This is a genomic window from Mycobacterium asiaticum DSM 44297 (genome assembly GCF_000613245.1).
In the GTDB taxonomy this organism is placed as follows: Bacteria; Actinomycetota; Actinomycetes; order Mycobacteriales; family Mycobacteriaceae; genus Mycobacterium; species Mycobacterium asiaticum.
In genome coordinates, this window is record NZ_HG964939.1 from 397738 (window position 1) to 420861 (window position 23124).

The 23124-nt window shown below is 64.3% G+C and carries 21 protein-coding genes and 1 pseudogene; 10 read left to right on the forward strand and 12 right to left on the reverse strand.

The window, feature by feature from the left end:
- Positions 1–45: 45 nt before the first annotated feature.
- The 9 genes and pseudogenes from BN972_RS25810 to BN972_RS25850 form a co-directional block, all read right to left on the reverse strand.
- A complete protein-coding gene (locus BN972_RS25810) occupies positions 46–1827 on the reverse strand; it encodes an MCE family protein (protein ID WP_036365090.1) in 1782 nt (593 codons plus the stop codon).
- The gene (locus tag BN972_RS25815) at positions 1828–3162 is read right to left on the reverse strand and encodes an MCE family protein (RefSeq protein ID WP_080697212.1); all 1335 of its coding nucleotides are present in this window, start codon (positions 3160–3162) and stop codon (positions 1828–1830) included.
- A pseudogene (locus tag BN972_RS25820) lies at positions 3159–4591 on the reverse strand (MCE family protein). The gene BN972_RS25815 and the pseudogene BN972_RS25820 overlap by 4 nt, the downstream one beginning before the upstream one ends.
- Positions 4588–5706, reverse strand: a complete 1119-nt coding sequence (locus BN972_RS25825) for an MCE family protein (RefSeq protein ID WP_036365928.1) — start codon at positions 5704–5706, stop codon at positions 4588–4590. Before BN972_RS25825 ends, BN972_RS25820 begins: the two are co-directional and overlap by 4 nt.
- Positions 5706–6728 carry an MCE family protein gene (locus BN972_RS25830; protein WP_036365093.1) on the reverse strand — a complete coding sequence of 341 codons (1023 nt, stop codon included), beginning with the start codon at positions 6726–6728 and terminating at the stop codon, positions 5706–5708. The genes BN972_RS25825 and BN972_RS25830 overlap by 1 nt, the downstream gene beginning before the upstream one ends.
- Positions 6725–7984, reverse strand: coding sequence for an MCE family protein (locus BN972_RS25835; protein ID WP_036365096.1), 1260 nt, complete (start codon positions 7982–7984; stop codon positions 6725–6727). The genes BN972_RS25830 and BN972_RS25835 overlap by 4 nt, the downstream gene beginning before the upstream one ends.
- A 22-nt stretch (positions 7985–8006) precedes the next feature.
- The gene (locus tag BN972_RS25840; RefSeq protein WP_036365100.1) at positions 8007–8852 is read right to left on the reverse strand and encodes an MlaE family ABC transporter permease; all 846 of its coding nucleotides are present in this window, start codon (positions 8850–8852) and stop codon (positions 8007–8009) included.
- 12 nt (positions 8853–8864) lie between these two features.
- Positions 8865–9674, reverse strand: a complete 810-nt coding sequence (locus BN972_RS25845; RefSeq protein WP_036365103.1) for an MlaE family ABC transporter permease — start codon at positions 9672–9674, stop codon at positions 8865–8867.
- A 311-nt stretch (positions 9675–9985) separates the two neighbouring features.
- Positions 9986–11191: a CaiB/BaiF CoA transferase family protein gene (locus BN972_RS25850; RefSeq protein ID WP_036365105.1), complete on the reverse strand. Its 1206-nt coding sequence runs from the start codon at positions 11189–11191 to the stop codon at positions 9986–9988.
- A gap of 346 nt (positions 11192–11537) precedes the next feature.
- On the opposite strand from BN972_RS25850, the gene BN972_RS25855 reads away from it, so the two are divergent.
- The 6 genes from BN972_RS25855 (at position 11538) to BN972_RS25880 (ending at position 16240) form a co-directional block, all read left to right on the forward strand.
- On the forward strand, positions 11538–12239 hold the full coding sequence (locus BN972_RS25855) for an SDR family NAD(P)-dependent oxidoreductase (protein WP_036365108.1): 702 nt from the start codon (positions 11538–11540) through the stop codon (positions 12237–12239).
- Between the two features lie 13 nt (positions 12240–12252).
- Positions 12253–12447: a ferredoxin gene (locus BN972_RS25860; RefSeq protein WP_036365111.1), complete on the forward strand. Its 195-nt coding sequence runs from the start codon at positions 12253–12255 to the stop codon at positions 12445–12447.
- Positions 12448–12467: 20 nt separating this feature from the next.
- Positions 12468–13859, forward strand: coding sequence for a cytochrome P450 (locus BN972_RS25865; RefSeq protein ID WP_036365113.1), 1392 nt, complete (start codon positions 12468–12470; stop codon positions 13857–13859).
- 196 nt (positions 13860–14055) lie between these two features.
- Positions 14056–14451 (forward strand): hypothetical protein, encoded by a 396-nt coding sequence (locus BN972_RS25870; protein ID WP_036365931.1) that lies wholly within the window; start codon positions 14056–14058, stop codon positions 14449–14451.
- Between the two features lie 173 nt (positions 14452–14624).
- On the forward strand, positions 14625–15581 hold the full coding sequence (locus BN972_RS25875) for a hypothetical protein (RefSeq protein ID WP_036365115.1): 957 nt from the start codon (positions 14625–14627) through the stop codon (positions 15579–15581).
- Positions 15578–16240, forward strand: coding sequence for a hypothetical protein (locus BN972_RS25880; protein WP_390176238.1), 663 nt, complete (start codon positions 15578–15580; stop codon positions 16238–16240). The genes BN972_RS25875 and BN972_RS25880 overlap by 4 nt, the downstream gene beginning before the upstream one ends.
- Positions 16241–16255: 15 nt before the next feature.
- Here the strand turns inward: BN972_RS25880 and BN972_RS25885 are convergent, their stop codons facing one another.
- Positions 16256–17428, reverse strand: a complete 1173-nt coding sequence (locus BN972_RS25885; protein ID WP_036365119.1) for an acyl-CoA dehydrogenase family protein — start codon at positions 17426–17428, stop codon at positions 16256–16258.
- On the reverse strand, positions 17412–18410 hold the full coding sequence (locus BN972_RS25890; RefSeq protein ID WP_036365122.1) for an acyl-CoA dehydrogenase family protein: 999 nt from the start codon (positions 18408–18410) through the stop codon (positions 17412–17414). Before BN972_RS25890 ends, BN972_RS25885 begins: the two co-directional genes overlap by 17 nt.
- Positions 18411–18512: 102 nt before the next feature.
- Between BN972_RS25890 and BN972_RS25895 the strand changes: the two genes are divergently transcribed.
- From BN972_RS25895 to BN972_RS25905, 3 genes are read left to right on the forward strand one after another with little or no spacing between them, the layout of a single operon-like run.
- The gene (locus BN972_RS25895) at positions 18513–19013 is read left to right on the forward strand and encodes a nuclear transport factor 2 family protein (protein WP_036365125.1); all 501 of its coding nucleotides are present in this window, start codon (positions 18513–18515) and stop codon (positions 19011–19013) included.
- Complete coding sequence (locus BN972_RS25900) at positions 19010–20104, forward strand: NAD-dependent epimerase/dehydratase family protein (protein ID WP_036365128.1); 1095 nt, start codon at positions 19010–19012, stop codon at positions 20102–20104. The genes BN972_RS25895 and BN972_RS25900 overlap by 4 nt, the downstream gene beginning before the upstream one ends.
- 2 nt (positions 20105–20106) lie before the next feature.
- Entirely contained in the window at positions 20107–21087 is a 981-nt protein-coding gene (locus tag BN972_RS25905) for an NAD-dependent epimerase/dehydratase family protein (protein WP_036365131.1), read from the forward strand.
- 1 nt (position 21088) lies between these two features.
- Here BN972_RS25905 and BN972_RS25910 read toward each other — a convergent pair whose 3' ends face one another.
- Complete coding sequence (locus BN972_RS25910) at positions 21089–21733, reverse strand: nitroreductase family protein (RefSeq protein WP_036365133.1); 645 nt, start codon at positions 21731–21733, stop codon at positions 21089–21091.
- An 88-nt stretch (positions 21734–21821) separates the two neighbouring features.
- On the opposite strand from BN972_RS25910, the gene BN972_RS25915 reads away from it, so the two are divergent.
- Positions 21822–22961 (forward strand): phosphotransferase, encoded by a 1140-nt coding sequence (locus BN972_RS25915; protein WP_036365136.1) that lies wholly within the window; start codon positions 21822–21824, stop codon positions 22959–22961.
- Positions 22962–23124: the final 163 nt, after the last annotated feature.

The following is a 23124-nucleotide window of genomic DNA, read 5'->3' on the forward strand; positions in this document are numbered from 1 at the left end:
CGGCGACCCACGCGCCGCCCTCAACTGTTGCGATCGCCACCCGTCCTAGCTGGGAATCATGTCCCGCCATGTCTTGGGCGCCTTCGCGGGCGCGAGATCCGCTTGCTCGTATAGCTTTCCGTCCGGCCCGACATATCGACCGGTATGCGGGTCGTAGTGGGCGATCGCGACTGACGGCGTCCATTTGCCGGCGCCAGTACCGAACGAACTCGGCGCCGCCTGGCCGCCTGCACCGACAGCCGCGCCGGGTGGAGCGACTTCCGCCGGAGGAGCCGGTGCGGACGGGGCAGGCGGCGCCGGAAGCTCTCCCGGCAACGGCACGTCGAGTGGCGCTATCGGCGGAAGGTCAAACGACATCTGCGACGACGGAGCCCACATCGGCCTTGACGACGGCTCCGGTGGAACAGCGGCGCCCACCGTACCTGGTGGCGCGGTTTCTCCCCGCGGACCCGCCGGTGTGCCGCGCGGCACCGCGCCCGGCGGCAGCGGTGTTCCCTCGACCGGGCCGAAAATCCTGGCGTTGGGGTTCACCCGGTCATCGGGCGGGATGCCCTGAGCGATCAGGTTCGGATCGATCGGAGAAGGACCGAGAACGTGCTGACGCATCGACAGCGGCATGAACGGCTGGTCGCTGTTGCAGATCTCGACCGTAGGCGCTCGCTTGCCCGGATGACCCATGCACGGATAGTTACGGGCGCCGCGAACCGAGAGCGGGGAGTCTTGCGGCAGTTTGCAATACAACCCGTCCGGTGTATCGATTTCAGTGAGATCGTCCGGGGATCGCCACTGGCTTTGCGGTATGAAACCGACCGTGCAAATGGGTGGATCGTCGATCGTGAGCGCGAAGTCGCCTTGGGCCGAACCCTCCGGGTGGGATGCTGGTCCCGCAGCCTGCTCGATGGCAACCGCCGATGGCAGCAACACCAGCAACTGCTCCAGTGAGGGGTGGTAGGTGACGCCGATCTGCCCGATGGTGGTCAGGTTTGCCAGCAACACCGGCAGCGTCGGCTTGAGGTCATTGAGGAGCCGGGACGCCTCGTTGGCCGCGTCAGGACCGTCTCGCAGCAGGGTACGAACGTTGGCATCGTCGTTCGCCAACACGTCCGAAATCCCCGCGAGACCGCGCGCCCACTGCCGGATTGAATCGGTGGTGCGTGCTTGCGAATCCAGTAGCGGCCCACTGTCTTCGGTGAGGGTTTTTGTGCGATCGACGACGCCGTTGGCGTCGCGTGACAGCGTCGTCGTGGAGTCGAACAGTGACCCGAGATCGTAACCGGATCCATTGAAACCGCGGAAGGTCTCGTCGAGCAATTGGCCGAGTTTGGTCTTCGGGATGCTGGTGACCAAAGCATTGACCTGCTCGAGCATCGGCCCCACCGGCTGCGGAATCGTCGTGTCGCGCACCGCGATCACCGACCCGTCGTGCAGGTACGGCGGTGAATCGGTTTTGGGGCGCAGGTCCACATACTGTTCGCCCACCGCGGAGACACTGAGCACATGCGCACCGCACTGATTGGGGGGACCAGGACGCTCCGGACACGGTGACAAGTCCGCGGGGACCTTAGGTGAAGTCGCCAGTGAGAGTGTCGCTTTCGCGCCCCTCGGCGTCAACTCCACCGACGTGACCTTGCCGAGTTGAACGCCACGGTAGGTCACGTTGGAGAAGCGGTACAGGCCGCCGGCCGCCGGCAACTCCAGCGTCACGGTGATCCGACCGATGCCCAGCAACATCGGCGCTTGGATGTAGTAGAGCACCATCGCAATCACGCCAATGGTCCCGACGATCGAAAATATCGCCAGCTGGATCCGAACGAAGCGGGTCAGCATCTATCCGTCACCTTCCGCCGGCAATGGACCGGGACCTGGATTCGGCACCGGTGCCACAGAGGGCGTCCCAGCTGGAAGAGGCCCGGGCAACGACGCCGATGGCGCCCCAGCTGGAGGGGGCCCAGGCAACTGCGCCCCACCCGGAAGCGGCCCAGGCAGCGATGCCTGATAGGGCGGCGGTCCTGGCAGCGGAGGCAGCGGAAGGGCATCGGGATCGATCCAAGGCGGCCGCACCGCGGAATGCAGCGGATCGAGTGTGTACCTCAAGTAGTACGGCTCCCCGGGCATCGGCACCAGCGGCTGGTCCAGCTGCCCAAAGCGGGTCCCCAGAAGCAGTCCCCGCTTGAGCCGCGGAATTGTGAGGTCCAGCTGGACGTGCAGGTTGAAGTAATCGCCTCGCACCGCACGGTCGACGAAGTTCTGAGTGAAGGGGAACACGAACCCTGCCGCGATCGCTGTGCCGAGCTCCGGCCCGACGTCGGCGAGCGCACGGATGGTCGGCTCCAAGTTCTGCAGATTCTTGACCAGGTCGGCCTGGCTGTCATTGATCAGCCGGGTGGCGGTATTGCTGAAGGCGCGCAGCTTGTCCAGCGCGGTCGTCAGACGTGGCCGCTCCCTGATCAGCACGTCGAGCGCGGGAGGTACCTTGCGCAGCGCCTCGGCGAGAACGTCACGTTGCCCGGCGAAGGTGCCGGCAAGCCGGTTCAGCGCTTCAATGGAGTCCACGATGTTGTTCCGCTGTTGGTCGAGTGTTCCGACGAACGTGTCGAGGCGGGTGAGGAGATCGCGCAGGGTGCCGGCACGCCCGGACACGGCTACGGAGAAATTGTGGATGACCTCCCCGATCTGTCCCAGCCCCCCGCCGTTGACCACGGCGCCCAGCGACGACAGCGTCTGCTCGGTCGATGGGTAGGCAGATGACCGGGCAAGCGGGATGGTCGCTCCCGGCTGCAGCCGTCCGCTCCCCGTTTGGCCGAGCGGTGGATTGAGCTCCAGATGCATCGACCCCAACAGGCTGGTCTGACCGACACTCGCCACCACATTGGCCGGAACCACGACGTCGCGGTTCACTGAAATCTCGACGTCGGCGTGCCAGCCTTTCACCTTCATCGTGCCGACGCTGCCGACCACGACGTCGTTGATCATCACCGGCGAATTCGACTCCATTGTGCCAACATTCGGGATTTCGACGTGGTAGATGACGGCCCCGGGGCCGCGTCCGACCGCCCCGGGCAGTGGTAGTGAATTCAGGCCGTGGAACGCGCACCCGGTCACCGTCAACACCACGCAACCACCGATGGCAAGCATCCGCCGAGCCCTAGTCCGGGCCATCATTGCTGCGGCCCTTCCGCGGGCAGCAGCATGCCCGACACACCCGGCGGTGGCGGTGGCGCTTGCATCGGCGTCGACGGCGGAGGCGGCAGCGGCATCGCCAGGCCCGGTATCCGCGGAGGTGGCTCGGCCCCCGGCGCTCCTACGGGATCACCGGGCAGGCCGGTGTAGGCCGACACCGCGGGGGGATCTCCGGTGGCCCGGGCTTCGGGCCCTCGCCACCAGGCGCCAACCGCTCTTCGGTGTAGAGGATCTTCGAGGGGTCCACCGACTTCTGGATGAAGATGTTGATGGGAATGGGCAGATTGTTGAAGTTGAGCAACCGCAACCCGGGACCTAGAAACAGCGAGCACAGCTTGCCCGATTCGGTGGAGGTGACGTTCTCGAGGGCGCCGATTTGTGAGCAGCCCGGAATCGGCAACGGAATCATCAGACCCGAGAACGTCGGATTGGCGAAGTTCATGATCCCGAACCCGCCCACGATTGTCCCGGTGTCTGCGTTGTAGTCGTTGAAGAAGTTGCCCAGCGCGTTCGGCGCACCGTGCAGAATGTTCTCCAGAGCCATGTGCTGATCCACCAGGGTCTGGGTGACGTCGGCCAACCGGGCGACCTGCTCACTGGTCTGGTTGCGAGAGCCGGCGATGAACCGCTGCACCTCGCCGACAGCGGTCGACAGGTCGGTCAGCGCCGCGTCCAACTCGGACTTGCTGTCGTTGACCACGCTGCTGAGCGTGGCCAGGCGGTCGTTGAACTGCACGATCTGGGTGTTGCTGTCGCGCAGCGCGGTCACGAAGGTCTGCAGGTTTTTGATGATGTCGACGATGTTGCCGCTGCCGTTGGCGAGTATCCGGCCCACTCCGGACAACTGGGCCAGCGCCTGCCGCAGCTTGTCGCCGTTGCCTTCGAGCGCGTCGGCGGCGCTGTCGATGAACCGGCCCACCGAAGTACCCGATACACCGCTGCGGGGTCCCAAATCCGTTGCCAGACGCATCAACTGGGTTTTCACTTCGTCCCACTCCACGGGTACCGCGGTGCGGTTGACGGGTATCACCGCGCCGTCCGCCATGACCGGGCCGCTGGTCCGGTAGGCGGGGGTGAGTTGCACGTAACGGGCGGCCACCAGGTTCGACGCCACAATCACCGCTTTCGCGTCCGCCGGAACGGGCACGCCGTGGTTGATCTCGAGGGTCATCTTGGTTTGTGGCCCCTGCGGAACTATGGACTCGATCGTGCCGACTTTGACCCCCGACACCCGCACCTCGTCACTGGGGTAGATCGCCGTGGCGGTAGTGAAGTATGCCGTAATCGTCTTTGGGGCAAAGAACGTATTTCGGATGACCATGCCCGCACCGGCAACGATCAGCCCCACCAGGACAACCGCGACGACGACCACCAGCCTCTTGCGCGGGACGCGGGAGATCCGAGAAATCATTGCGATCCTCCGATCCTGCCGCCCAGCGTGCAGTTGGGGCACTCCGGCATGCCGTTGTACGGCCAGGGGAACAGCGACCGAGGAACCGTCGACGGGAAGCCGGGGCCGCGACCCGTGTCGAAAGTGCGGAATCCCCAGAGGTAGTCAAGGAATGGCTGGAATAGCGGCGGCTGCAGGAGGTTCGGGACGAACGCCGAGTAGGCGTACATGCTGGAGATAGCCTCACCGACGGTGATCTGGAACTTGGCGAGACCCGGCAGCGCCTTGCTGATGTTGTCGCGGTTTTTCTGCAGCATCGCCGTCACCGAATTCAGCCGCTCCAGCGTCGGTGCCAACTTGCTCTCGTTCTCATGCACCAGTGCCGTCAGCTGCTTCGCCACCGCCGACGTGTTGGCCAGCAGGTCAACGATCTCTTGTCGGCGCGCCACCAAGACTTGGAGCAGATCGTCGGCGTTGAGAATCAGCTTGTTGACCTGTTGGCTGCGTTCGGAGAGGACCCCGGTGACGTCGCTGGCACTCTTGAACAGCTCACTCAGGCTTTTGTTGCGGCCGTTGAGGGTTCGCGATAACCGGGTGAGCGAGTCGAAGGCTGGGCCCAACTTGGGTGCAATCTGGTCGAGCGTCGCCGCCAGCGTGTCCAACGACTGATTCAGTGTCGCGGTGCTGGTTTCACTGGTGTTCGTGGTTAATTCGCTGACCGCTTCCGTCAACGAGTAGGGCGAGGACGTGCGAGAAGTGGGAATGACGGCATTCGGACGCATATTGCCGCTGCCGGCGGAATCCAGCGCCAGCATCCGCGCACCCAGCAGTGTGTCGGTACGAATGTGCGCGGTGGTCTCCGACCCGAGCAGGATATTGCCCTTTACCGCGAAGGTCACCAGGGCATCGCCGTTCTGCAGGGACACATCCGACACCGTGCCCACCTTGATCCCGGACACCGTCACGGGGTTCCCCGCCGCGAGGCCGCCGGCTTCGGTGAACACCGCCTTGTATCGGACAGCGGTCGCCCACGAGGTCAACCGATCTGGTGCCAGGCCCACCAGGATGACCAGCACGATCAAGATCGCGCCGATGAATCCGGCCTTGACGAGCTCAGCTCCGCGATACTTCAGCATCAGGGTTCGGTGCACCTTCCAGCTTCTGACCTGAAGAACGGCGATATCACCGTCTTGCCCTGAAGATCCGTGCCGCGGAGCTCCAGCTGACAGAGGTAGTAGGGGATGGTGGCGCCGGCCACTCCGAGCCGGACCAATTTGCGATAGTTCTTTGGCGCCTTAGCGATAGCGGTGTCGAGGCGGTCTTTGTCGTCATCGAGTATCGGCGCCAGCCGGCTCAACTGGTCAATGGTGCCGGACAGCGGCGGTCGCGCACTGCTCAAAAGATCGGCCAGCGAGGCGGTTCCGTTGTCCAACGCCTCGATGGCGGCGCCGATGGTGTTTCGGTCATCCGAGAGCCCGCTGACAAGCCGCTCCAGGCGATCGACCGCGCCGGAGAATTGCTTGCCGTCCCGGGAGATCGTGGCGACCACGGTGTTGAGGTTGTCGATCAGTTGCTGAACGGTTTCGTCGTTGTCGGCCAATGCGTTTGAGAACGATGTCGTCTTGGCGAACAGCGAGTCAAGCGTTCCGCCCTGACCCTGGAAGACCTGCAACAACGCCGAAGTCAGCGTGTTGACGTCCTGCGCATTCAGGCCCTGGATAACAGGTTTCAATCCCCCAAGAAGCAGATCGAGGTCAAGCGCCGGCGCGGTACGGTCGACCGGAATCTGGGCGCCGTCCGCCAGACGCTTGGTCGGGCCTGGGCCGTCGATGAGCTCCAGGTAGCGATCGCCGACAAGGTTGAGGTAGCGGACCGCTGCCCTGGTGCCCTCGGTAAGGACGATGTCGCGGTCGGCGTCGAACTCCACCACAACCTTCTTGTCCGGGCGCAGCGTGATATCGCTGACAGTGCCTACCCGGATCCCGGCGACCCGCACCGTCTGCCCAACTTTGAGACGCGACACGTCGTTGAACACAGCCGAATACCCGGTCGTCGAACCGGTCTGGTACTGGCCGAAGATAAAGAACAGACAGCCGGTCAGCACCGTCATCACGGCCGCGAAGATCGCGAACTTGATCAGCGTAGCGCGCGTCCTCATCCGGGCATTCCGACCTGGGCGGAGTTGCGCGGTGGGCCCTGGATCGGACCGTACAAGAGCTGTTTGAGGAGATCGGAGTTGATCAGCAGCTGCTGGTTTCCGTACACCACCGGGTTGGCACCGATGTCTGTAATCAGCTGCGGCGGTGGGTTGTTGAACGGCAGCTGCGGTAGACCCAGGCACCGCGGACCGCCCGTCGCCGCGACCTTGGGCAAATTCGCCGGGTATCGATAACGTTCAGCGCCCCACGTAAGGCTTGCCGTGATGTTGATGCTCGGTTCCAACAACGGCGGACCGTGCGCTATCCGTACCAGCCCGCCGAGGCCGCAGGTGAACACTTCGTGGTACGCATTGGTCAGATCGGTCGTCGGCACCAGCAGGTGCAGCACATTCGTCAACGGTTGGCGGTTAGTCGACAGGACGTCGTTGCCGATGTCGGCAAGGCCGATCGCGCTGATCAGCAAGGCATCCAGGTTGTGCTGTTCGTCGACAATCGTCTTGCTGATCCGGTTTGCGTTGGCCACGGTCCGGATGAGATCCGGCGACGCATCGGCATAGGCGTTGGACACCACTGGTAACACCGCGAGGTCATGGTTCAACGCGGGAAGGCTCGGTTCCAGTCTGGCCAGGAACGAATCCAGGTCGCTCAATGACTGGCCGAGTTGTGCGCCGCGTCCACTGAATGCTTTGGCCAGCGCACCCAGTGACTCGTTGAGCTTCGCCGGGTCAATCTGATCCAGCACCGAAACCAGTTGCTGGAACACCGTGTTGATCTCGACCATGACGTGCTGGCCGGTCAGCCGCTGCCCCGCATGTAGTCGCTGCGCCGAGGGCTCGGCGGGCTCTATAAATTGGACAGACTTGGCACCGAACACCGTCGACGAGGCGATTTCGACAAGCACGTTGGCGGGAATGTATTTGAGCGCCGACGGGAACATTGCCAAGTGGAGCGCGGCCTTGCCGTCCGGCAGCGGCTCTATCGAGTCGACCTTGCCCACCGGTACGCCACGCAAGGTGACCCGCGCGTCCGGGTTCATGACCAGGCCCGCGCGTTGCGACACCACCGTCACGGGTACAGATTCGGTGAGTCCACCCTGGAATAGCGTTATCGCGAAAGTGATTATCCCGGCGATCACCAGGATGGTGACAACACCCAGTAACGGACGGACATAGGTACGTGGCTTTGGCCGGCCTGAACCATGCGACCGGCCGCGCGCGCTCGGCGCGCCGCGACCCGACGGTACCCGCGTGGTCACCTCTTCACCTCCCCACCATCCGCTATCCAGAAAGATTGAAGTTGCCGTTGGCGCCGTAGACCGACAGTGACACCAGCAGGGTCACTGATACCACGACGATCAGAGAGGTGCGGACCGCATTGCCGGTCGCGGTACCAACACCGGATGGCCCACCCGAAGCGAAATATCCGTAGTAGGTGTGGATCAACAGGATGGTCAGCGCCATCAGAGTGGCCTGTAGGAATGACCACAACAGGTCGTACGGGTTCAGGAAAGTGTCGAAGTAGTGGTTGTACAAGCCCGCTGACTGGCCGAGCAGAAACACGGTGGTGAACTGACTGGCGACGAAGGACAACGCCACCGCAATGGCGTACAACGGCGTGATCGCCATCATGCCGGCCAAGATCCTGGTGCTCACCAGGTAGGCGACGGGTCGAATCGCCATGGATTCCAGCGCGTCGACTTCTTCGTTGATTCGCATGGCGCCCAATTGCGCGGTCACCCCGGCGCCGAACGTTGCCGCCAGACCGATTCCCGCAACCACCGGCGCAGCGATACGCACATTGATGAAAGCGGACAGGAAGCCGGTCAGCGCTTCGATGCCGATGTTGCCCAGTGAGCTGTAACCCTGGACGGCCAGCGTGCCGCCGGTCGCCAGCGTCAGGAACCCGACGATCACGACAGTTCCGCCGATCATCGCCAACGTTCCAGCGCCCATACTGATTTCGGCGATGAGACGGATCACTTCGCGCCGATAACGAGTGGCGGCAAAAGGAATGGCTGCCAGCGCCTTGCCGTAGAACATGGTGTGGTCGCCGAGACGCCCCATCAAAGCGACTGGCTTGTCCAGTTGCCTTGATAATCGCGGGTATACGGCCCTCAGCGCCACCTCTGCGTGCCCCTACTTCCCTGACACCTTGATGCCTATGGCGGTGACGACCACATTCACGACGAACAGGGACATGAACGCGTATACGACGGTTTCGTTGACGGCGTTGCCGACAGCCTTGGCGCCCCCACCGGTGATCGACAGCCCTCGGTAACAAGCCACGACACCCGCGATCAGACCGAAAAGCGCTGCCTTCACACAGGAAATAATGACTTCGGGTACGCCGGTCAACAGCGTGATGCCCGCAGCGAACGCGCCAGGATTGACGTCTTGGACGAAGACCGAAAAGATGTAACCGCCTAGGACGCCGATGATGACCACCAGACTGTTCAGCAGCAACGCAACCAGTCCTGAAGCCAGCATCCGTGGCGTCACCAACCGTTGTACCGGGTTGATGCCGAGTACTTCCATCGCGTCAATCTCTTCGCGGATGGTCCGTGAACCCAAGTCCGCACACATCGCCGTGGCACCCGCGCCGGCGACGATCAGCACCGTGACCAGTGGCCCCACCTGGGTGACGGCACCGAAAGCCGCACCGGCACCGGATAAGTCCGCTGCGCCGAGTTCGCGCAACAGGATGTTCAGGATGAAACTGACCAAGACGGTGAACGGGATAGCGACCAACAATGTTGGAGCCAACGACACGCGGGCTACAAACCACGACTGTTCAATGAATTCTCGGCCCTGAAAGGGCCGGCGGAACAGGAACCTGACCGCGTCCCGAGTCATCGCGAACAACGCGCCGACGGCCTGCATCGGCCCAGCCAGGCTGCTGGGCAACGCCACGCCGGGCGACCACCGATCGCTGCCTCCCTTCGCCATCGGCGTCAACCCCTGTCGGCTTGGTGAGCGCTAAACATCTCGCAGCCAGTTATACGAACTGCTTAGACATTTGCCGTAGCTCAGCTTCCAAATGGCGTTCCTACTCACGCCACTCCTCCATTCTGTTGCGTGAGTTGACGCTTCCAGCCACGTTGGCTCCCGAGCCGCATGTCTTGGAGCGCTTGGCGATTATGACTCATATCACGTCCGGTGGGAATGGAAAACGTACAACCGTTATAGAGAACAGGGGTCTCAAAAGTAGCGGGGAGTCATGGAGGGAACGGGCAGAGGGATGGAGCATCTCGGCATCGCTAGGTAACCGCACCAGCGGTCTTCAGTTCGATGATGCGATCCCAGTCGAGTCCAAGTTCCAACAAAATCTCATCGGTCTGCTCGGCAAATCCGGGCGCCGGGCCAGTCTTCGGTGCGGCGACGTCGAATTGCACCGGGTTGGCCACTAGCTCGAGTTCGCCTGCGCGCACGATGTATTCGTTCGCCCGGATCTGCGGGTCGGCGGCGGCTTGCAGCGTGTCCTGCACCGGGGCCCAGGGACCCGCCAGCGTCGCGAAACGCTCGCTCCATTCGGCAAGGGTGCGAGTTGCAATGACTTTGGTCAAGATCTCAACCGCTTCAGCAGTATTCGCAGCGATCTTCTCGGAATCGGCAAAGCGCGGGTCGTCTGCCAGTTCCGGGCGATCGATGTGTTGGCATACGTCGGCCCAGAACTTGGTGGGCTGCATCATGACTAGGGAGATATAGCGGTTGTCGGCGGTTGGGTACACGCCGACCAACGGGTTGACCGGAGAGCCGTGGATTCCGGGCGGCGGCGACATCATCAGCTGACCGAGATGATTTGTGAGCGCGACGGTGTGCCCCAGCGACCACAGCCCGCTGCCCAGTAGCGAGACATCGACGACCGACGGTTCACCGGTGCGCTCGCGCTTGAGCAATGCTGCTGCGATGCCACCGGCGAGGTTGGTGCCCGAGATGGTGTCGCCATAGGCGGGCCCGGGCGGGTTGATCATGCCGTCGTAGCCCATCGGGGTGACGGTGGCAGCGGTCCCGGCCCGGCACCAGAAGGCGGTCATGTCGTAGCCACCCTTGACGGACTCTGCGCCCCGCGGGCCGAGTGCACTACCGCGGGCGTAGATGATGGCTGGGTTGACCGCGCGAATGTGCTCGACGTCGATGCCGAACTTCTGCCGATGCTCGGGCAGAAAGCTGGTCAGAAATACATCCGAGCGGCGGGCAAGCTCATAGAGCACTTCCTTGCCTTCAGGCACCGACATGTCCAGGCCGATGCTGCGCTTGCCGCGGTTGGCGTGCTCGATGTTGGGGTTGGGGTCGCCCTCGACGCGAAGCATCCCGGTCTGACGCAGTCCGCGCTGCGGATCCCCGGTGACCGCGTGCTCTACCTTGACCACGTCGGCGCCCCATTCGGCGAGGACCGCGCCGGCCGACGGCACGAAGCCGTACATGGCCACTTCCAGCACCCGCATGCCTTCCAGCGGTTTCATGCGGTCGCCGTCTGCTGCGCTGACATTGTGAGCCCCTCGGGTGTCGAACTGGCTGATACCGGCGTGGCGTCGGTCACGATAATTTCATTCTCATCCCTGGCGAATCTTACATTCGAGTGGCAAGAACTCAAGAAAGTGACCAGACTCGATTGACCTGTGGAACATCTGAGCGGTCGCTCAGCGGAGCACTCAACAGTCGGCAAGGCCCTGGTTAGACCGGGTATTCCAAGCCGCTTGCAGCCGCCTTCAGCCTGAGAGTACGATTCTCATAAATGCAAGGGAGATTCTTTGTGGCCGAGACGGCGGCGGGTCGAAAGCATTCCAAGCTGCTGCGCGAGGGCGCGCAGTGAAGACCGCGGTGGTGACGGGCGGCGGATCCGGTATCGGACTTGCCATCGTCAAACGACTGCGCGCCGACGGCCTGAACGTCGCAGCGATCGACCTCAAACCCTCCGAGGACGACTTGGGCTTCACCGCCGACGTCACCGAACGCTCGCAGGTGGACGACGCACTGTCGGCGATCCGCGACCGACTGGGCCCGGTGACGATTCTGGTCAACGCCGCCGGCCTGGATGGCTTCAAACGCTTTACCAACATCACCTTCGAGGACTGGCAAAAGGTCATCAACGTCAACTTGCATGGCGTGTTCCACACCATCCAGGCGGTCCTGCCGGACATGGTGGAAGCAGGGTGGGGACGGATCGTCAACATCTCGTCGTCGAGCACCCATTCGGGCACGCCATATATGTCGCACTACGTGGCGGCGAAATCCGCCGTCAACGGACTCACCAAGTCATTGGCACTCGAGTACGGACCAAGCGGCATCACCGTCAACGCGATACCACCGGGTTTCATCGACACGCCGATGCTGCGCAGCGCGGAGGCGAACGGGTTCCTCGGCGACATCGAGCAGAACATCGCCAGGACGCCGGTACGCCGGATCGGCAAGCCGGAAGACATCGCCGCCGCATGTGCCTTTCTGATCTCCGAGGAAGCCGGCTACATCACCGGCCAGATCCTGGGGGTCAACGGCGGCCGGAACACCTGAACGAGGAGAAGCGATGAAAGTGTGGGTCGATCCTGAACGCTGCCAGGGTCACACGTTGTGCTCGATGATCGCGCCGGACTCGTTTGCACTCAGCGAACTCGACGGCAGCGCGTCGGCCGTCAGCGAAGTGGTACCCGAGGATCAGCTTGACCAGGTACGGGAAGCCGCCCAGTCCTGCCCGGAGCAGGCCATCATCCTGACCGACTGAACGCTAAGGGAGACAGCGCTTTGAGTGTGGACGACAGCGTGGATGACAGCGTGGATGAGATGGCCACCACCGAGGGTGATCGCAAGAAATACCGCTACCACTTTGATCGGCACTCCGCGGACTACCGGTCGCGATTCAAGTCGATCACCGAGGAGATGCACGCCAAGTGCCCGATGGCATGGACCGATACCTACGGGGGGCACTGGGTTGCCGCCGGCAGCAACGAGGTATTCGAACTGGCCCGCTGCCCGGCGGTCTCCAACGACCATGACATTCATGGCGAACGGCGTGGCTATAAAGGTATTTCGATTCCGACGGCCAGCCGCGTGAGCGCAGTGCGGGGCGGCATCCTGGAAATGGACGACCCCGAACACCGCACCTACCGCACCGTTTTGAATCCCTATCTATCTCCGGCAGCGGTCAAGCGCTGGGTACCTTTCGTCGACGACGTCACCCGGGCTTGCCTGGATGAGAAGATCGAGTCCGGCAACATCGACTTTGTCGACGATCTGGCCAACATCGTGCCCGCCGTTCTGACCCTGGCGATGCTGGGAATCCCGCTCAAAAAGTGGAAGATGTACAGCGAGCCGGTCCATGCCGCCGTCTACACCCCCGAGCACTCCCCCGACATCGAACGCGTCACCGCGATGCATCGCGAGATGGGGCTCGACATGGTCAACAACATGCTCGAGATCCGCGAAAATCCGCGACCCGGCATCGTCAACGGATTGCTGCAGATGCGGATCGACGGCGAGCCGGCACCGGATCTGGAGATCCTCGGCAATTTGGGCCTGGTTATCGGCGGCGGGTTCGACACCACCACGGCGTTGACCGCCCACTCACTGGAATGGCTTTCAGAGCACCCTGATGAGCGAAAACGCCTGTACGACAACCTCGATACGCTGCTTGACCCAGCGACCGAGGAGTTCCTGCGTTTCTTCACACCGGCCCCCGGTGACGGGCGAACATTCTCCGACGACGTCGAAGTCAACGGCTACAAGTTCAAAGAAGGTGAGCGACTGTGGATTTCGTGGGCCATGGCCAATCGCGACCCGACGGTGTTCGCCGACCCGGACAAGGTCGTCTTGGACCGTAAAGGCAACCGCCACTTCAGCTTCGGCATAGGTGTGCACCGCTGCGTCGGATCCAACGTGGCGCGCACGGTGTTCAAGTCGATGCTCACCGCCGTCTTGGACCGGATGCCGGACTACCACTGCGACCCCGACGGCGCGGTCCACTACGAGAGCATCGGTGTTATTCAAGGCATGCGCCACCTGCCGGCCACCTTCACCCCGGGCCGCAAGGTCGGCGCCGGCTTGGACGAGACACTGGACAAGCTGCAACGCATTTGCGAAGAGCAAGAATTGGCCAGGCCGGTCACCGAACGCAAAGAAGCCGCGGTCATCGATTGAGCCGTCTCACCGTCCGGCAGGTCGCCGTCCACCTGGAAGCCTGGCCGTTGACGGGCGCAATTTTTCAGAGTAGGCCTGTGCAGCGTGACCGCGCTCTATATTCAGGTCGAGCGCGTGTCCTACAGATGGGATACAGACGGGAGAGGCATCGGTGAAGACTCTCGCAGTGAACCTTGCGCTCGCCCTGCTGATCGCCGTGTCCGCGCTGACTGTTACGCCGACCGCCCACGCGGACATGTTGGTTGGCAACTACACCGCGAATACGGACCGGGATCGTGGCCACAACTGGCTGTGGGCTGTTCGGCCGTGCACGACACGCCAGCCGGGATGCGTGACCGTCCAATCGGTACCGCAACCCAACGGGCAAGCGGCGTGGTGGCAGGCAGACGCCCACCTCGCCAATGGCCGCTACACCATGGCAGTCGATGTGCCGGATGGCGTGCGGTGTGTGGTCCAGTTCTTCCCCTCACATGACGTCTATTCGTGGGATGCAGTCTCGTTGAGCGGTGAATTGGTCACCACATACGACACCGGGTGCGGAGGCGGCCCGGGGGGAACAGACACTTATCCCTTTACGCTCATGCGATGGTAGGCGCGAGAGCCTTAGTCTCCTGGGACGAATCCCCGTGCTGACCCAGTGCTCGCTCGCGCCGGCCCGGCCGCTCCGTCGATGCGCACTTTTCCACAAGCGATTCTCATGCAGGAATGGCCAAACCAGTGACACCGGGGTTGCGACGATGATGAGGGCGACGGGCGGGAAGCGCGATGAGTGAGACGAAACCACCGCCGGATGATTCGGCCACTTCGAAAGCCGACGCGATGGCGTTGCTCGAGGAAGCCGAGGCAGAAGCCGCCGAAGCCGAAGCGTTAGCCGCTGCGGCTCGGGCGCGGGCCCGCGCCGCCCGCCTCCGGCGCGAAATGCTAGCGAGGGAGGCCGAGGCCGAAACCACCGGCGCCGAGGTCGAAACCACTGACGCCGGCCCAAGCGAAGCCGAGACTACCGACGCGGTTGATGCCGAGGCCACCGACGTCGTGGCCGTTGACGCCGCCGCCGACACCGACGCCGCCGCCGACACCGACACCGAGGCGGAGACCACCGACACCGAGTCTGAGGCCACTGACGCCGAAGCCGAGGACCGGGACGCCGACGAGGTCGAAGAGTCCGATTCGGACAGCGACGAGGAGACGGTCGAAGCCGCAGCGCTGCCATCCCGGTCATCGCGGTGGCGACGCCGGCGGCCGTCCCTGTCAACCACTCTCAAAGTGGCCGCGATCATCCTCACCTGCGCGTTTGTTGCCGTGAGCGGATACATGCTGTGGTACGAACACAACGCCAACGAGCGACACCAGCGGGCCGCGAACTTCGTCGCCGGGGCCAAGCAGGGCGTCATCAACATGACCTCACTGGACTTCAACCGGGCCAAGGAAGATGTCCAGCGCTTGCTCGACAGCTCGACCGGTGAGTTCAGGGACGACTTCGCGCAGCGTGCGAAGGATTTCGTGACCGTCGTCGAGCAGTCCAAGGTGGTCACCCAGGGAACTATCACCGCAACAGCCGTCGAATCCATGAACGACAATTCCGCATCGGTATTGGTCACGGCGACATCGCGGATCACCAATGCCGCGGGCGCCAAGGATGAACCACGCGTGTGGCGGCTCCGGGTGACGGTGACCGAAGAAGGCGGACAGTACAAGATGTCGAAGTTGGAGTTCGTAGCGTGACAAAGGAAAGCCGCGTATCCGACGACATCGAAACTACCGAGACGGCAGAGGTTGTCGACAACGATCCGGACCCCGCCGAGGATGAGGCCACCGATTCGGTGACCGAGGCTCCCGCGGATGATGACTCCGAAGAACCAAGGAGGCGCGAGCGTCGTAACCGGTCTCCCCGGCTGCCCAAGGTGAACGTCGTTACCGTAGCCCTGGTCCTACTGCTGCTGACATCCGCTGGTGTGGCGACGTGGTTGTACTTTGCGCGCTATCAGCCGAACCGACAGACCGACCCCGGCGTCGCCCAGACCGTCGTCCGCGCGGCATCCGAAGGAACCGTCGCGCTGCTGTCCTATTCTCCCGAGTCGCTTGACAAGGACTTTGCCAATGCGAAGTTGCACCTGTCCGGGGATTTCCTGTCGTACTACAACCAGTTCACCGAGCAGATCGTGGCTCCGGCGGCCAAGCAGAAGTCGCTGAAAACGACCGCCCACGTGATACGGGCCGCCGTGTCAGAGTTGCACCCGGATTCGGCGGTGGTCCTGGTGTACGTCGACCAGAGCACCACGAGCAAGGACAAACCGGAACCCGCCATGACGGCCAGCAGCGTCCTGGTAAGCATGATCCGGTCCAACGGCAACTGGCTGATCACCAAATTCGACCCCGTCTAGGAGTGAGCGCGGGACCTAACGCGGTAGGCCGAGCACTCGCTGGGCGATGATGTTGCGCTGGATCTCCGAAGTGCCGCCGGCGATGGTGCCCGAAAAGCTTCGCGCATAACGCTCGAACCAGCTCGAGTAGTAGTGGTCGAGGTTCATCGGCTCGTACGGTCCGGTCAGGGCCGGGCTGATCAGCCCGTCACCGCCGGCGGACTCCAGCGCGAGCTCGAACGCCCGCAGCTCGGCCTCCGAACCCAACAACTTGAGCACCGAGATCGCCGCCACGTCGTCCTCGCCCCGGGCCGCGCGGGCCAGCGCCACCGAACCCAGCAGCCGCAGCGCCTGTTTGTCCATGATGGTGCTTGCGTAGCGATCGCGCTCGAGCTCATTGGCAGGGCGGAAGTCGGCGATGGCGTTGTCCAGGCGATCGGCGAATCCGAGCCACATCATGGTGCGTTCGTGGCCAAGTGATCCGTTGGCCACCCGCCAGCCCTGGTTCAGCTCGCCGACCAGATTCTCCGCCGGCACCCGCACGTCGGTGAAGAACACTTCGTTGAAGTCCAGGTCGTCGGCCGAGCAGATCGACGGAAAGGGGCGCCGCACAACACCTTCGGTGTCGGTCGGGATCACCAGCACGCTGATGCCTTTGTGCTTGGGGGCGTCAGGGTCCGTCCGCACGAACGTCAGCAAAACATCGGCGTCGTGCGCGCCCGAGGTCCACACCTTCTGCCCGTTGACCACGAAGTGGTCGCCCTCCAGCACGGCGCGGGTGCGCAACGAGGCCAGGTCGGAGCCCGCGCTCGGCTCGCTCATGCCTAGCGACGCGGTGATCTCGGCGCGCAGGATCGGCACCGCCCAGCGGTGCTTCTGTTCCTCGTTACCGAACGACAACAGCGATGCCGCAACGATATTCACGCCCTGCGGGTTGAAGCTGTGATAGATGCGCCGGCGGCCCAGCTCGGCCAGGTAGACGAACTGCTGCAGCACTGTGGCATTGCGGCCGCCGAACTCCGGTGGCTGACTGGGCAGCAGCCACCCGTGGTCGAACAGCAGCCGCTGCCACCGCCGTGCCCACTGCGGCATGTGCGACACCGAGCGCGGACGCTCCTGCAGGTCGCTTGCGGGGGGAAGGTTCTCGTCGAGAAAGGCCGAGAACTCCGCCCGAAACTCCTCGACGTCGGAATCAAAAGTCAGCTGCACGGTACTCCTTGGCAATTTGTGCCCGGTGCTCCGATGCGCCGCCCAGCATCAGCTCCCCCGCCTTGGCCCGCTTCAATGCGAACTGCAGATCGTTCTCCCAGGTGAATCCCATTGCTCCGTGCAGCTGCAGCCCGTGCCGGAACACCAGCGATTGGCACTCACCCGCCGACGCCTTGGCCATGGCGGCGGCCAGCCGCCGCCGAGGATCGTCGGCGGAGATGGTCAGTGCGGCGAAGTATGCCAACGCCCGCGCGCGCTGGATCGCGACGTGCATGTCGGCGGCCTTGTGCTGGACGGCCTGGAACGAACCGATCGCCACCCCGAACTGGTGACGACTGCGGACATGCTCGAGCGCGAGATCCAGGACGCGCTGGCAGGCGCCCACCATCGTCAGGGCCATCCCGGTCAGCGCGATATGGCGCGCGTGCTCGGGATTCACTGCGAGCCGGTCACTTTCGGGCACTCGGACGCCGCCGAAGGACAGGTCCGCCACGTGCAGCACCGGGTCGAACACCGACTCCCGGCGGGCGGTGAGCGCCCTGGCGTCGGTGAGGAACACTCCCGCTTCGGTCACCACCGCGACGCGCTCGACGCGATCGCCGTCGAGCACGTGGCGCGCCGTGCCGTCGAGCACCCATCCATCGACATCACGGCGCGCGGAGACCCCGCCGTACACCGCGGTACCGGACTGGTTCGGGTCGAACCGCTCCCCGACCAGGGGCGCGAACTGGCTCATCGTCGCCAGGAACGGCGTCGGGTCGGTGGCGTGGCCGAGTTCCTCGAGCACGATCGCCAGCTCCACCGCACTGGCCGGGTCGTTCAGCTCGGTCCAGCCCAGCTCCACGTACAGCTTCCACAACGGCTCGGTGTCAGCACCCTGTTCGGCCACACTGCGCACCAGCGATGGCGGGCACTGCTTGGTGACGACATCGCGCACGGTGTCCTGCCACAGCCGCTGATCAGCATCGAACTCCAAAAGCATCCGGGCCGCCTCCCGTCAGGAAATATCTAGCGAGAATAACATTCTCTTTGGCGGAAGTTGTAATCTCAAAACCGGCTATGACTTTATACCGAAAGGGCCACGATGCTGGATACCGCAGCCACGCTGTGGGAGATCGAGGCGATCAAGCAATTGAAGGCCCGATACTGCCGCTACCTGGACACCAAGCAGTGGGACGATTGGCGGCAGCTCTTCACCGACGACTTCGTCAGCGACACCTCGGGGTCGGGTGGCAAGGTGATCCACGGCGCCGACGAGTTCGTGGCGTTCGTCCGCGGCGCGCTGGGCAAACCGTCCCAGCCCACGGCGCATCAAGTGCACGCACCGGAGATCACGCTCACCTCCGACACCACCGCGACCGGGATCTGGGCATTGCAGGACGTCGTGCGCCTGGCGCCCGGCCTCAATCTCGACGGGCGGGGGCACTATCACGAGACCTACCAAAAACTCGACGGCCGATGGTTGATCAAGACCTCGACTTTGACCCGGCTCCGTGAGGACTTCTTCAACCCGCTGTTCTCCGTGCGAATCTCACCTCGGTTACGGGATGCAGGGTCCGCGCTCGCGCGCAGGTTCACCCGGTGAACACCACCCTGGTCACCGGCGCCTTCGGGCAGGTCGGCAAGCGTTGCGCGGAAATCCTGCTCAGCCGTGGTCACACCGTGGTAGCCATGGACCTGGCCAACGACGCTTCAGTCGCCGGGGCAGCGGCCCTGTCCGCGGCCGCCCGCCCCGGCACGCTGATCCCGGAATACACCGACCTGCTGGACTCCGACGCGGTCGCCGCGGTGCTGGCGCGCCATCAACCCACCGCGATCGTGCACCTGGCGGCCCTCGTCTCGCCGCCGTCGTACCGCAACCCGTCACTGGCGCGCCGAGTCAACGTGGAAGGCACGCGTCACCTGGTGACGGCGGCTCAGACGTTGAGCGAACCACCGCTGTTCGTATTCGCTTCCAGCGCCGCGGTTTACGGATCCCGCAACCCCTACCGGTATCCGGAGCGCATCACCGCGAACACCCCGGTCAACCCGATCGACCAGTACGGCGAGGACAAGGTGCTGGCCGAGGCGGTCATCAGCGGCAGCGGACTGCCCTACGCCATTCTGCGACTGGCCGCGATCGTCTCACCCGACGGCGCGGCCAACTTCGACGGCGACTACCTCATGCTGGTGCGCGCCACTCCCGTCGACAACCGGATGCACATGACCGACGCCCGCGATGTCGCCCTGGCGTTCGCCAACGCGGTGGACCGACGCGACCGCGTCGACGGGAAGGTACTGGTGATAGCCGGCGATGAGACCAACCTCCACCTGATGAGTGATGTGCAGGACGACATGATGGCCGCGGTCGGGCTGGGGCGGCTCGGCCCGTCGATCGGGCTGCCCGGTGATCCCGACGACGACCTCGGGTGGAGCTTCACCGGCTGGTTCGACACCACCGAATCCCAAGCGCTGCTTGAGTATCAGGAGCACGACTGGTCGCAGACCGTTGCCTGGGTCGGTGAGTCGATGGGCCGGCGCCGCCTGCTGCTGCGTGCCCTCGGACCGGTGGTCCGCCCGCTGTTGCGGACGCTGCTGGCGTTGCAGCGCCGCATCGAACGCCGCGGCCCCTACGCCGACCCGTGGACGTTCCTGCGGGCCAAGTACGGTCCCGGCATGCTCGCCGAGGGGACGTAAGCATGAAGAAACTGGTCATCGGCGCCAGCGGATTTGTGGGCTCGCACGTCACCCGCCAACTGGTGGCAGCCGGCGAAGACGTGCGGGTGATGATCCGCAAGACCAGCGCGACAAAGGGATTCGACGACCTACCGGTCGAACGCTGCTACGGCGATATCTTCGACGACGCGGCTTTGCGGACGGCGATGGCCGGTTGTGACATCGTGTACTACTGCGTGGTCGACGCGCGGATGTGGCTGCGCGACCCGGCACCATTGTTCCGTACCAACGTCGAGGGTCTGCGGCACGTGCTCGACGCGGCGCTCGGCGCGAACTTGCGGAAGTTCGTGTTCACCAGCAGCACTGGGACACTGGCGATCAACGACCACCGGCCGGTCACCGAGGACGATCCGCACAACTGGAACGATGGCGGACCCTACATCGACTCGCGCGTCGCCGCCGAGAATCTGGTCCTGGGCTATGCACGTGAGCACGGGCTGCCCGCGGTCGCGATGTGCATCTCGACCACTTACGGCCCGCGGGACTGGGCGCCGACACCGCACGGCGGCCTGCTCGCCCGCGTCGCCAACGGACGGTTCCCGTTTTACCTGGGCTTCTCCTCCGAGGTCGTCGGGATCGAAGATGCCGCCCGCGCAATGCTTCTGGCGGCCGAAAGGGGACACGTCGGCGAGCGTTACATCATCTCCGACCGCTACATGAGCACCAAGGAGTTGCACGAGATCGCCGCCCGCGCGGTTGGGCGGCGCCCGCCGCGCATCCCGATACCGATAGCTGTCCTCCGCGGTGCGGCGCGTGTGAACGACTTCGCCGCCGGTGTATTGAACCGCGACCTACCCTTCGCCTACGTTGGGGCGCGCATGGCCGAACTGATGTCCCCGTTGGACCACGGCAAGGCCGAACGCGAACTGGGCTGGAAACCTGAACCCGTCGAGGAATCGATCCGCAAGGCGGCGCGGTTCTTCACCGGCCAGTCAGCTGAGTAGCTCAGCGGAGTAGCTCACCGGCGGGCCGATCCCAACGGTCGAGGTTGACCGCCTCGGCGAGGGGACGACGCCGGACCGGCCCGTGATTGCCCTTGGGCCAACCAACGACGATGTGGCCCGCCAGCATCCAATCATCCGGCACGCCAACGGCTTCCCGCAGAAGTCGCTCGCCGCCGTAGGACGCCCAGCTGGTCATGCAGGCACCCAGGCCCTGGGCACGAGCCGCCAGCAGGAAGTTCTGCATGGCCGGAAAGATCGAGCCGCCCAGCAGGAGTTCGGAGGCGGTGGGGTAACGGATCTGGGCGAACAACACCGAGGTGAATTCGCCCGCGCGGTCGTGTAACTCGTAGGTCGCGCGATTGGTGCGGGCACGCCGGCTGGTGTCGTCGGGGGCGGGCCGGCTCATCCCGTATACGGGTTCGATCACAGCGAGTGCCTGCGCGGCGGCCTTGGCCACAACGGCCCGCTGCTCCGGCGATCGCAGCACTACGAATCGCCAGCCCTGGGCGTTGGCCCCTGAGGGCGCCCACCTGGCCGCCTCCAGGCACCTGGTCAGCGTGGCATCGTCCACCGGCTGATCGGTGAATCGCCGGATGGTGCGGGCGGTCGAGAGGACCTCCCAGATGTCGCGCGTTGCTCCGGTCATCACGCTCCTTTCCCAGCGTGACAATATTCGGCAAATATGTAAAGTCAATGGCTACGCAGCAGGCCGCCGCCAGCGAGGATGAATCGCGATGAAACAGCACCTCATACAAGCCCTTTCGGTCGCCCGACTGGCCGCGCACCTGGGCCGCGGGCTGCGCCGGGTGGCGACTGATGCGGCGGTCGGCAGCCGTGGAAGACTGCCCCGCACGGTCGGCGAACTCGACCCCGGCGCCCTCTCCGCGGCGATGGGCAGCACTGTGACCGTCGTACAGGTCCTGGACAGCGACGCCGGAACATCCTCGCGGGCCCGGCTGCGGTTGTCCGGCAGTGACGCCGCAGAAGACGTGCCGGAGACGGTGTTCGTCAAGCTGGCGGCACAGACCGCGGCCACCCGCCTAATGGGTGAACTCGGCCGGCTCGGCCATACCGAGGTGCGGTTCTACCGCGACCTGGCCCCCGCACTGACCGGGCTTCCGAGGGCCTACGGCACCGCATTCGATCCTTGGACCGGCCGCTATCTGCTGGTACTGGAAGCGCTGCCCGCGGCCTCCTGTAAGTTCCCGGACACCCTGCACCCGCTGTCGGTGGATGAAGCCGGCCTGATCGTCGAGCTGCTGGCCCGGCTGCACGCCACGTGGTGGAGACGACCACCGCGTTGGCTTTACACCCCGTCAGGCGACGCCACCTCCCTGCTGACCGGTGCGCTGATGAACGCCTCGATCAAACGCCTCGCGGAGCGGACCGATGCCCCGGTCGACACCCACGATCGACAGGGCCGCTTCATCGCCGCCAACTATCGCGCGGTCGCGGCACTGATCGACACTCCCCCGCACACCGTGATGCACGGCGATGCCCATCCCGGCAACGTCTACTTCCGGGACGGCCGACCCGGGTTGCTCGACTGGCAGGCGGTGCGGCGTGGCCACCCGTCGCGCGAACTGGCGTACACGCTGGTGACCAGCCTGACTCCGGAAGACCGACGAGCCGCCCAACGCGACCTGCTCGACGTCTATCGGCGCGCGCTGGCCGCCGCGGGCGGGCCCGAGTTGGACGGTGACGACTTCTATCGGCGCTACCGGCAGGGCGCGTTGTACGCCTATGTCGCCGCGCTGATCACCGCCGGGATGGGTGGAATGCAGGACGACGCCATCGCCATGGAAGGCCTGCGACGCAGCGCCACCGCGCTCGAGGATCTGGAAACGGTTGCGGCGCTGCGTACTTCACTCTGATTGCCGGCGCCGCCCCCGGCACCGCTCAGGCGGGGCAGCCCACTCGGGCTGATATGGTAGAAGGTGCATGTTTCGTCGTTGTAAACATGTGCTCACACGTGTTCGGTCGCCACTTTTCGAGAAAGGGTTCATGACCATGACGGCACGACAAAGACGTCGCGTC

Bases quoted from the DNA above. Each gene is read 5' to 3' on its own strand.
- BN972_RS25810 (WP_036365090.1), bottom strand. From the start codon at position 1,827: ATGCTGACCCGCTTCGTTCGGATCCAGCTGGCGATATTTTCGATCGTC.
- BN972_RS25815 (WP_080697212.1), bottom strand. From the start codon at position 3,162: ATGATGGCCCGGACTAGGGCTCGGCGGATGCTTGCCATCGGTGGTTGC.
- BN972_RS25825 (WP_036365928.1), bottom strand. From the start codon at position 5,706: ATGCTGAAGTATCGCGGAGCTGAGCTCGTCAAGGCCGGATTCATCGGC.
- BN972_RS25830 (WP_036365093.1), bottom strand. From the start codon at position 6,728: ATGAGGACGCGCGCTACGCTGATCAAGTTCGCGATCTTCGCGGCCGTG.
- BN972_RS25845 (WP_036365103.1), bottom strand. From the start codon at position 9,674: ATGGCGAAGGGAGGCAGCGATCGGTGGTCGCCCGGCGTGGCGTTGCCC.
- BN972_RS25850 (WP_036365105.1), bottom strand. From the start codon at position 11,191: ATGAAACCGCTGGAAGGCATGCGGGTGCTGGAAGTGGCCATGTACGGC.
- BN972_RS25860 (WP_036365111.1), top strand. From the start codon at position 12,253: ATGAAAGTGTGGGTCGATCCTGAACGCTGCCAGGGTCACACGTTGTGC.
- BN972_RS25875 (WP_036365115.1), top strand. From the start codon at position 14,625: ATGAGTGAGACGAAACCACCGCCGGATGATTCGGCCACTTCGAAAGCC.
- BN972_RS25890 (WP_036365122.1), bottom strand. From the start codon at position 18,410: ATGCTTTTGGAGTTCGATGCTGATCAGCGGCTGTGGCAGGACACCGTG.
- BN972_RS25895 (WP_036365125.1), top strand. From the start codon at position 18,513: ATGCTGGATACCGCAGCCACGCTGTGGGAGATCGAGGCGATCAAGCAA.
- BN972_RS25905 (WP_036365131.1), top strand. From the start codon at position 20,107: ATGAAGAAACTGGTCATCGGCGCCAGCGGATTTGTGGGCTCGCACGTC.
- BN972_RS25910 (WP_036365133.1), bottom strand. From the start codon at position 21,733: ATGACCGGAGCAACGCGCGACATCTGGGAGGTCCTCTCGACCGCCCGC.
- BN972_RS25915 (WP_036365136.1), top strand. From the start codon at position 21,822: ATGAAACAGCACCTCATACAAGCCCTTTCGGTCGCCCGACTGGCCGCG.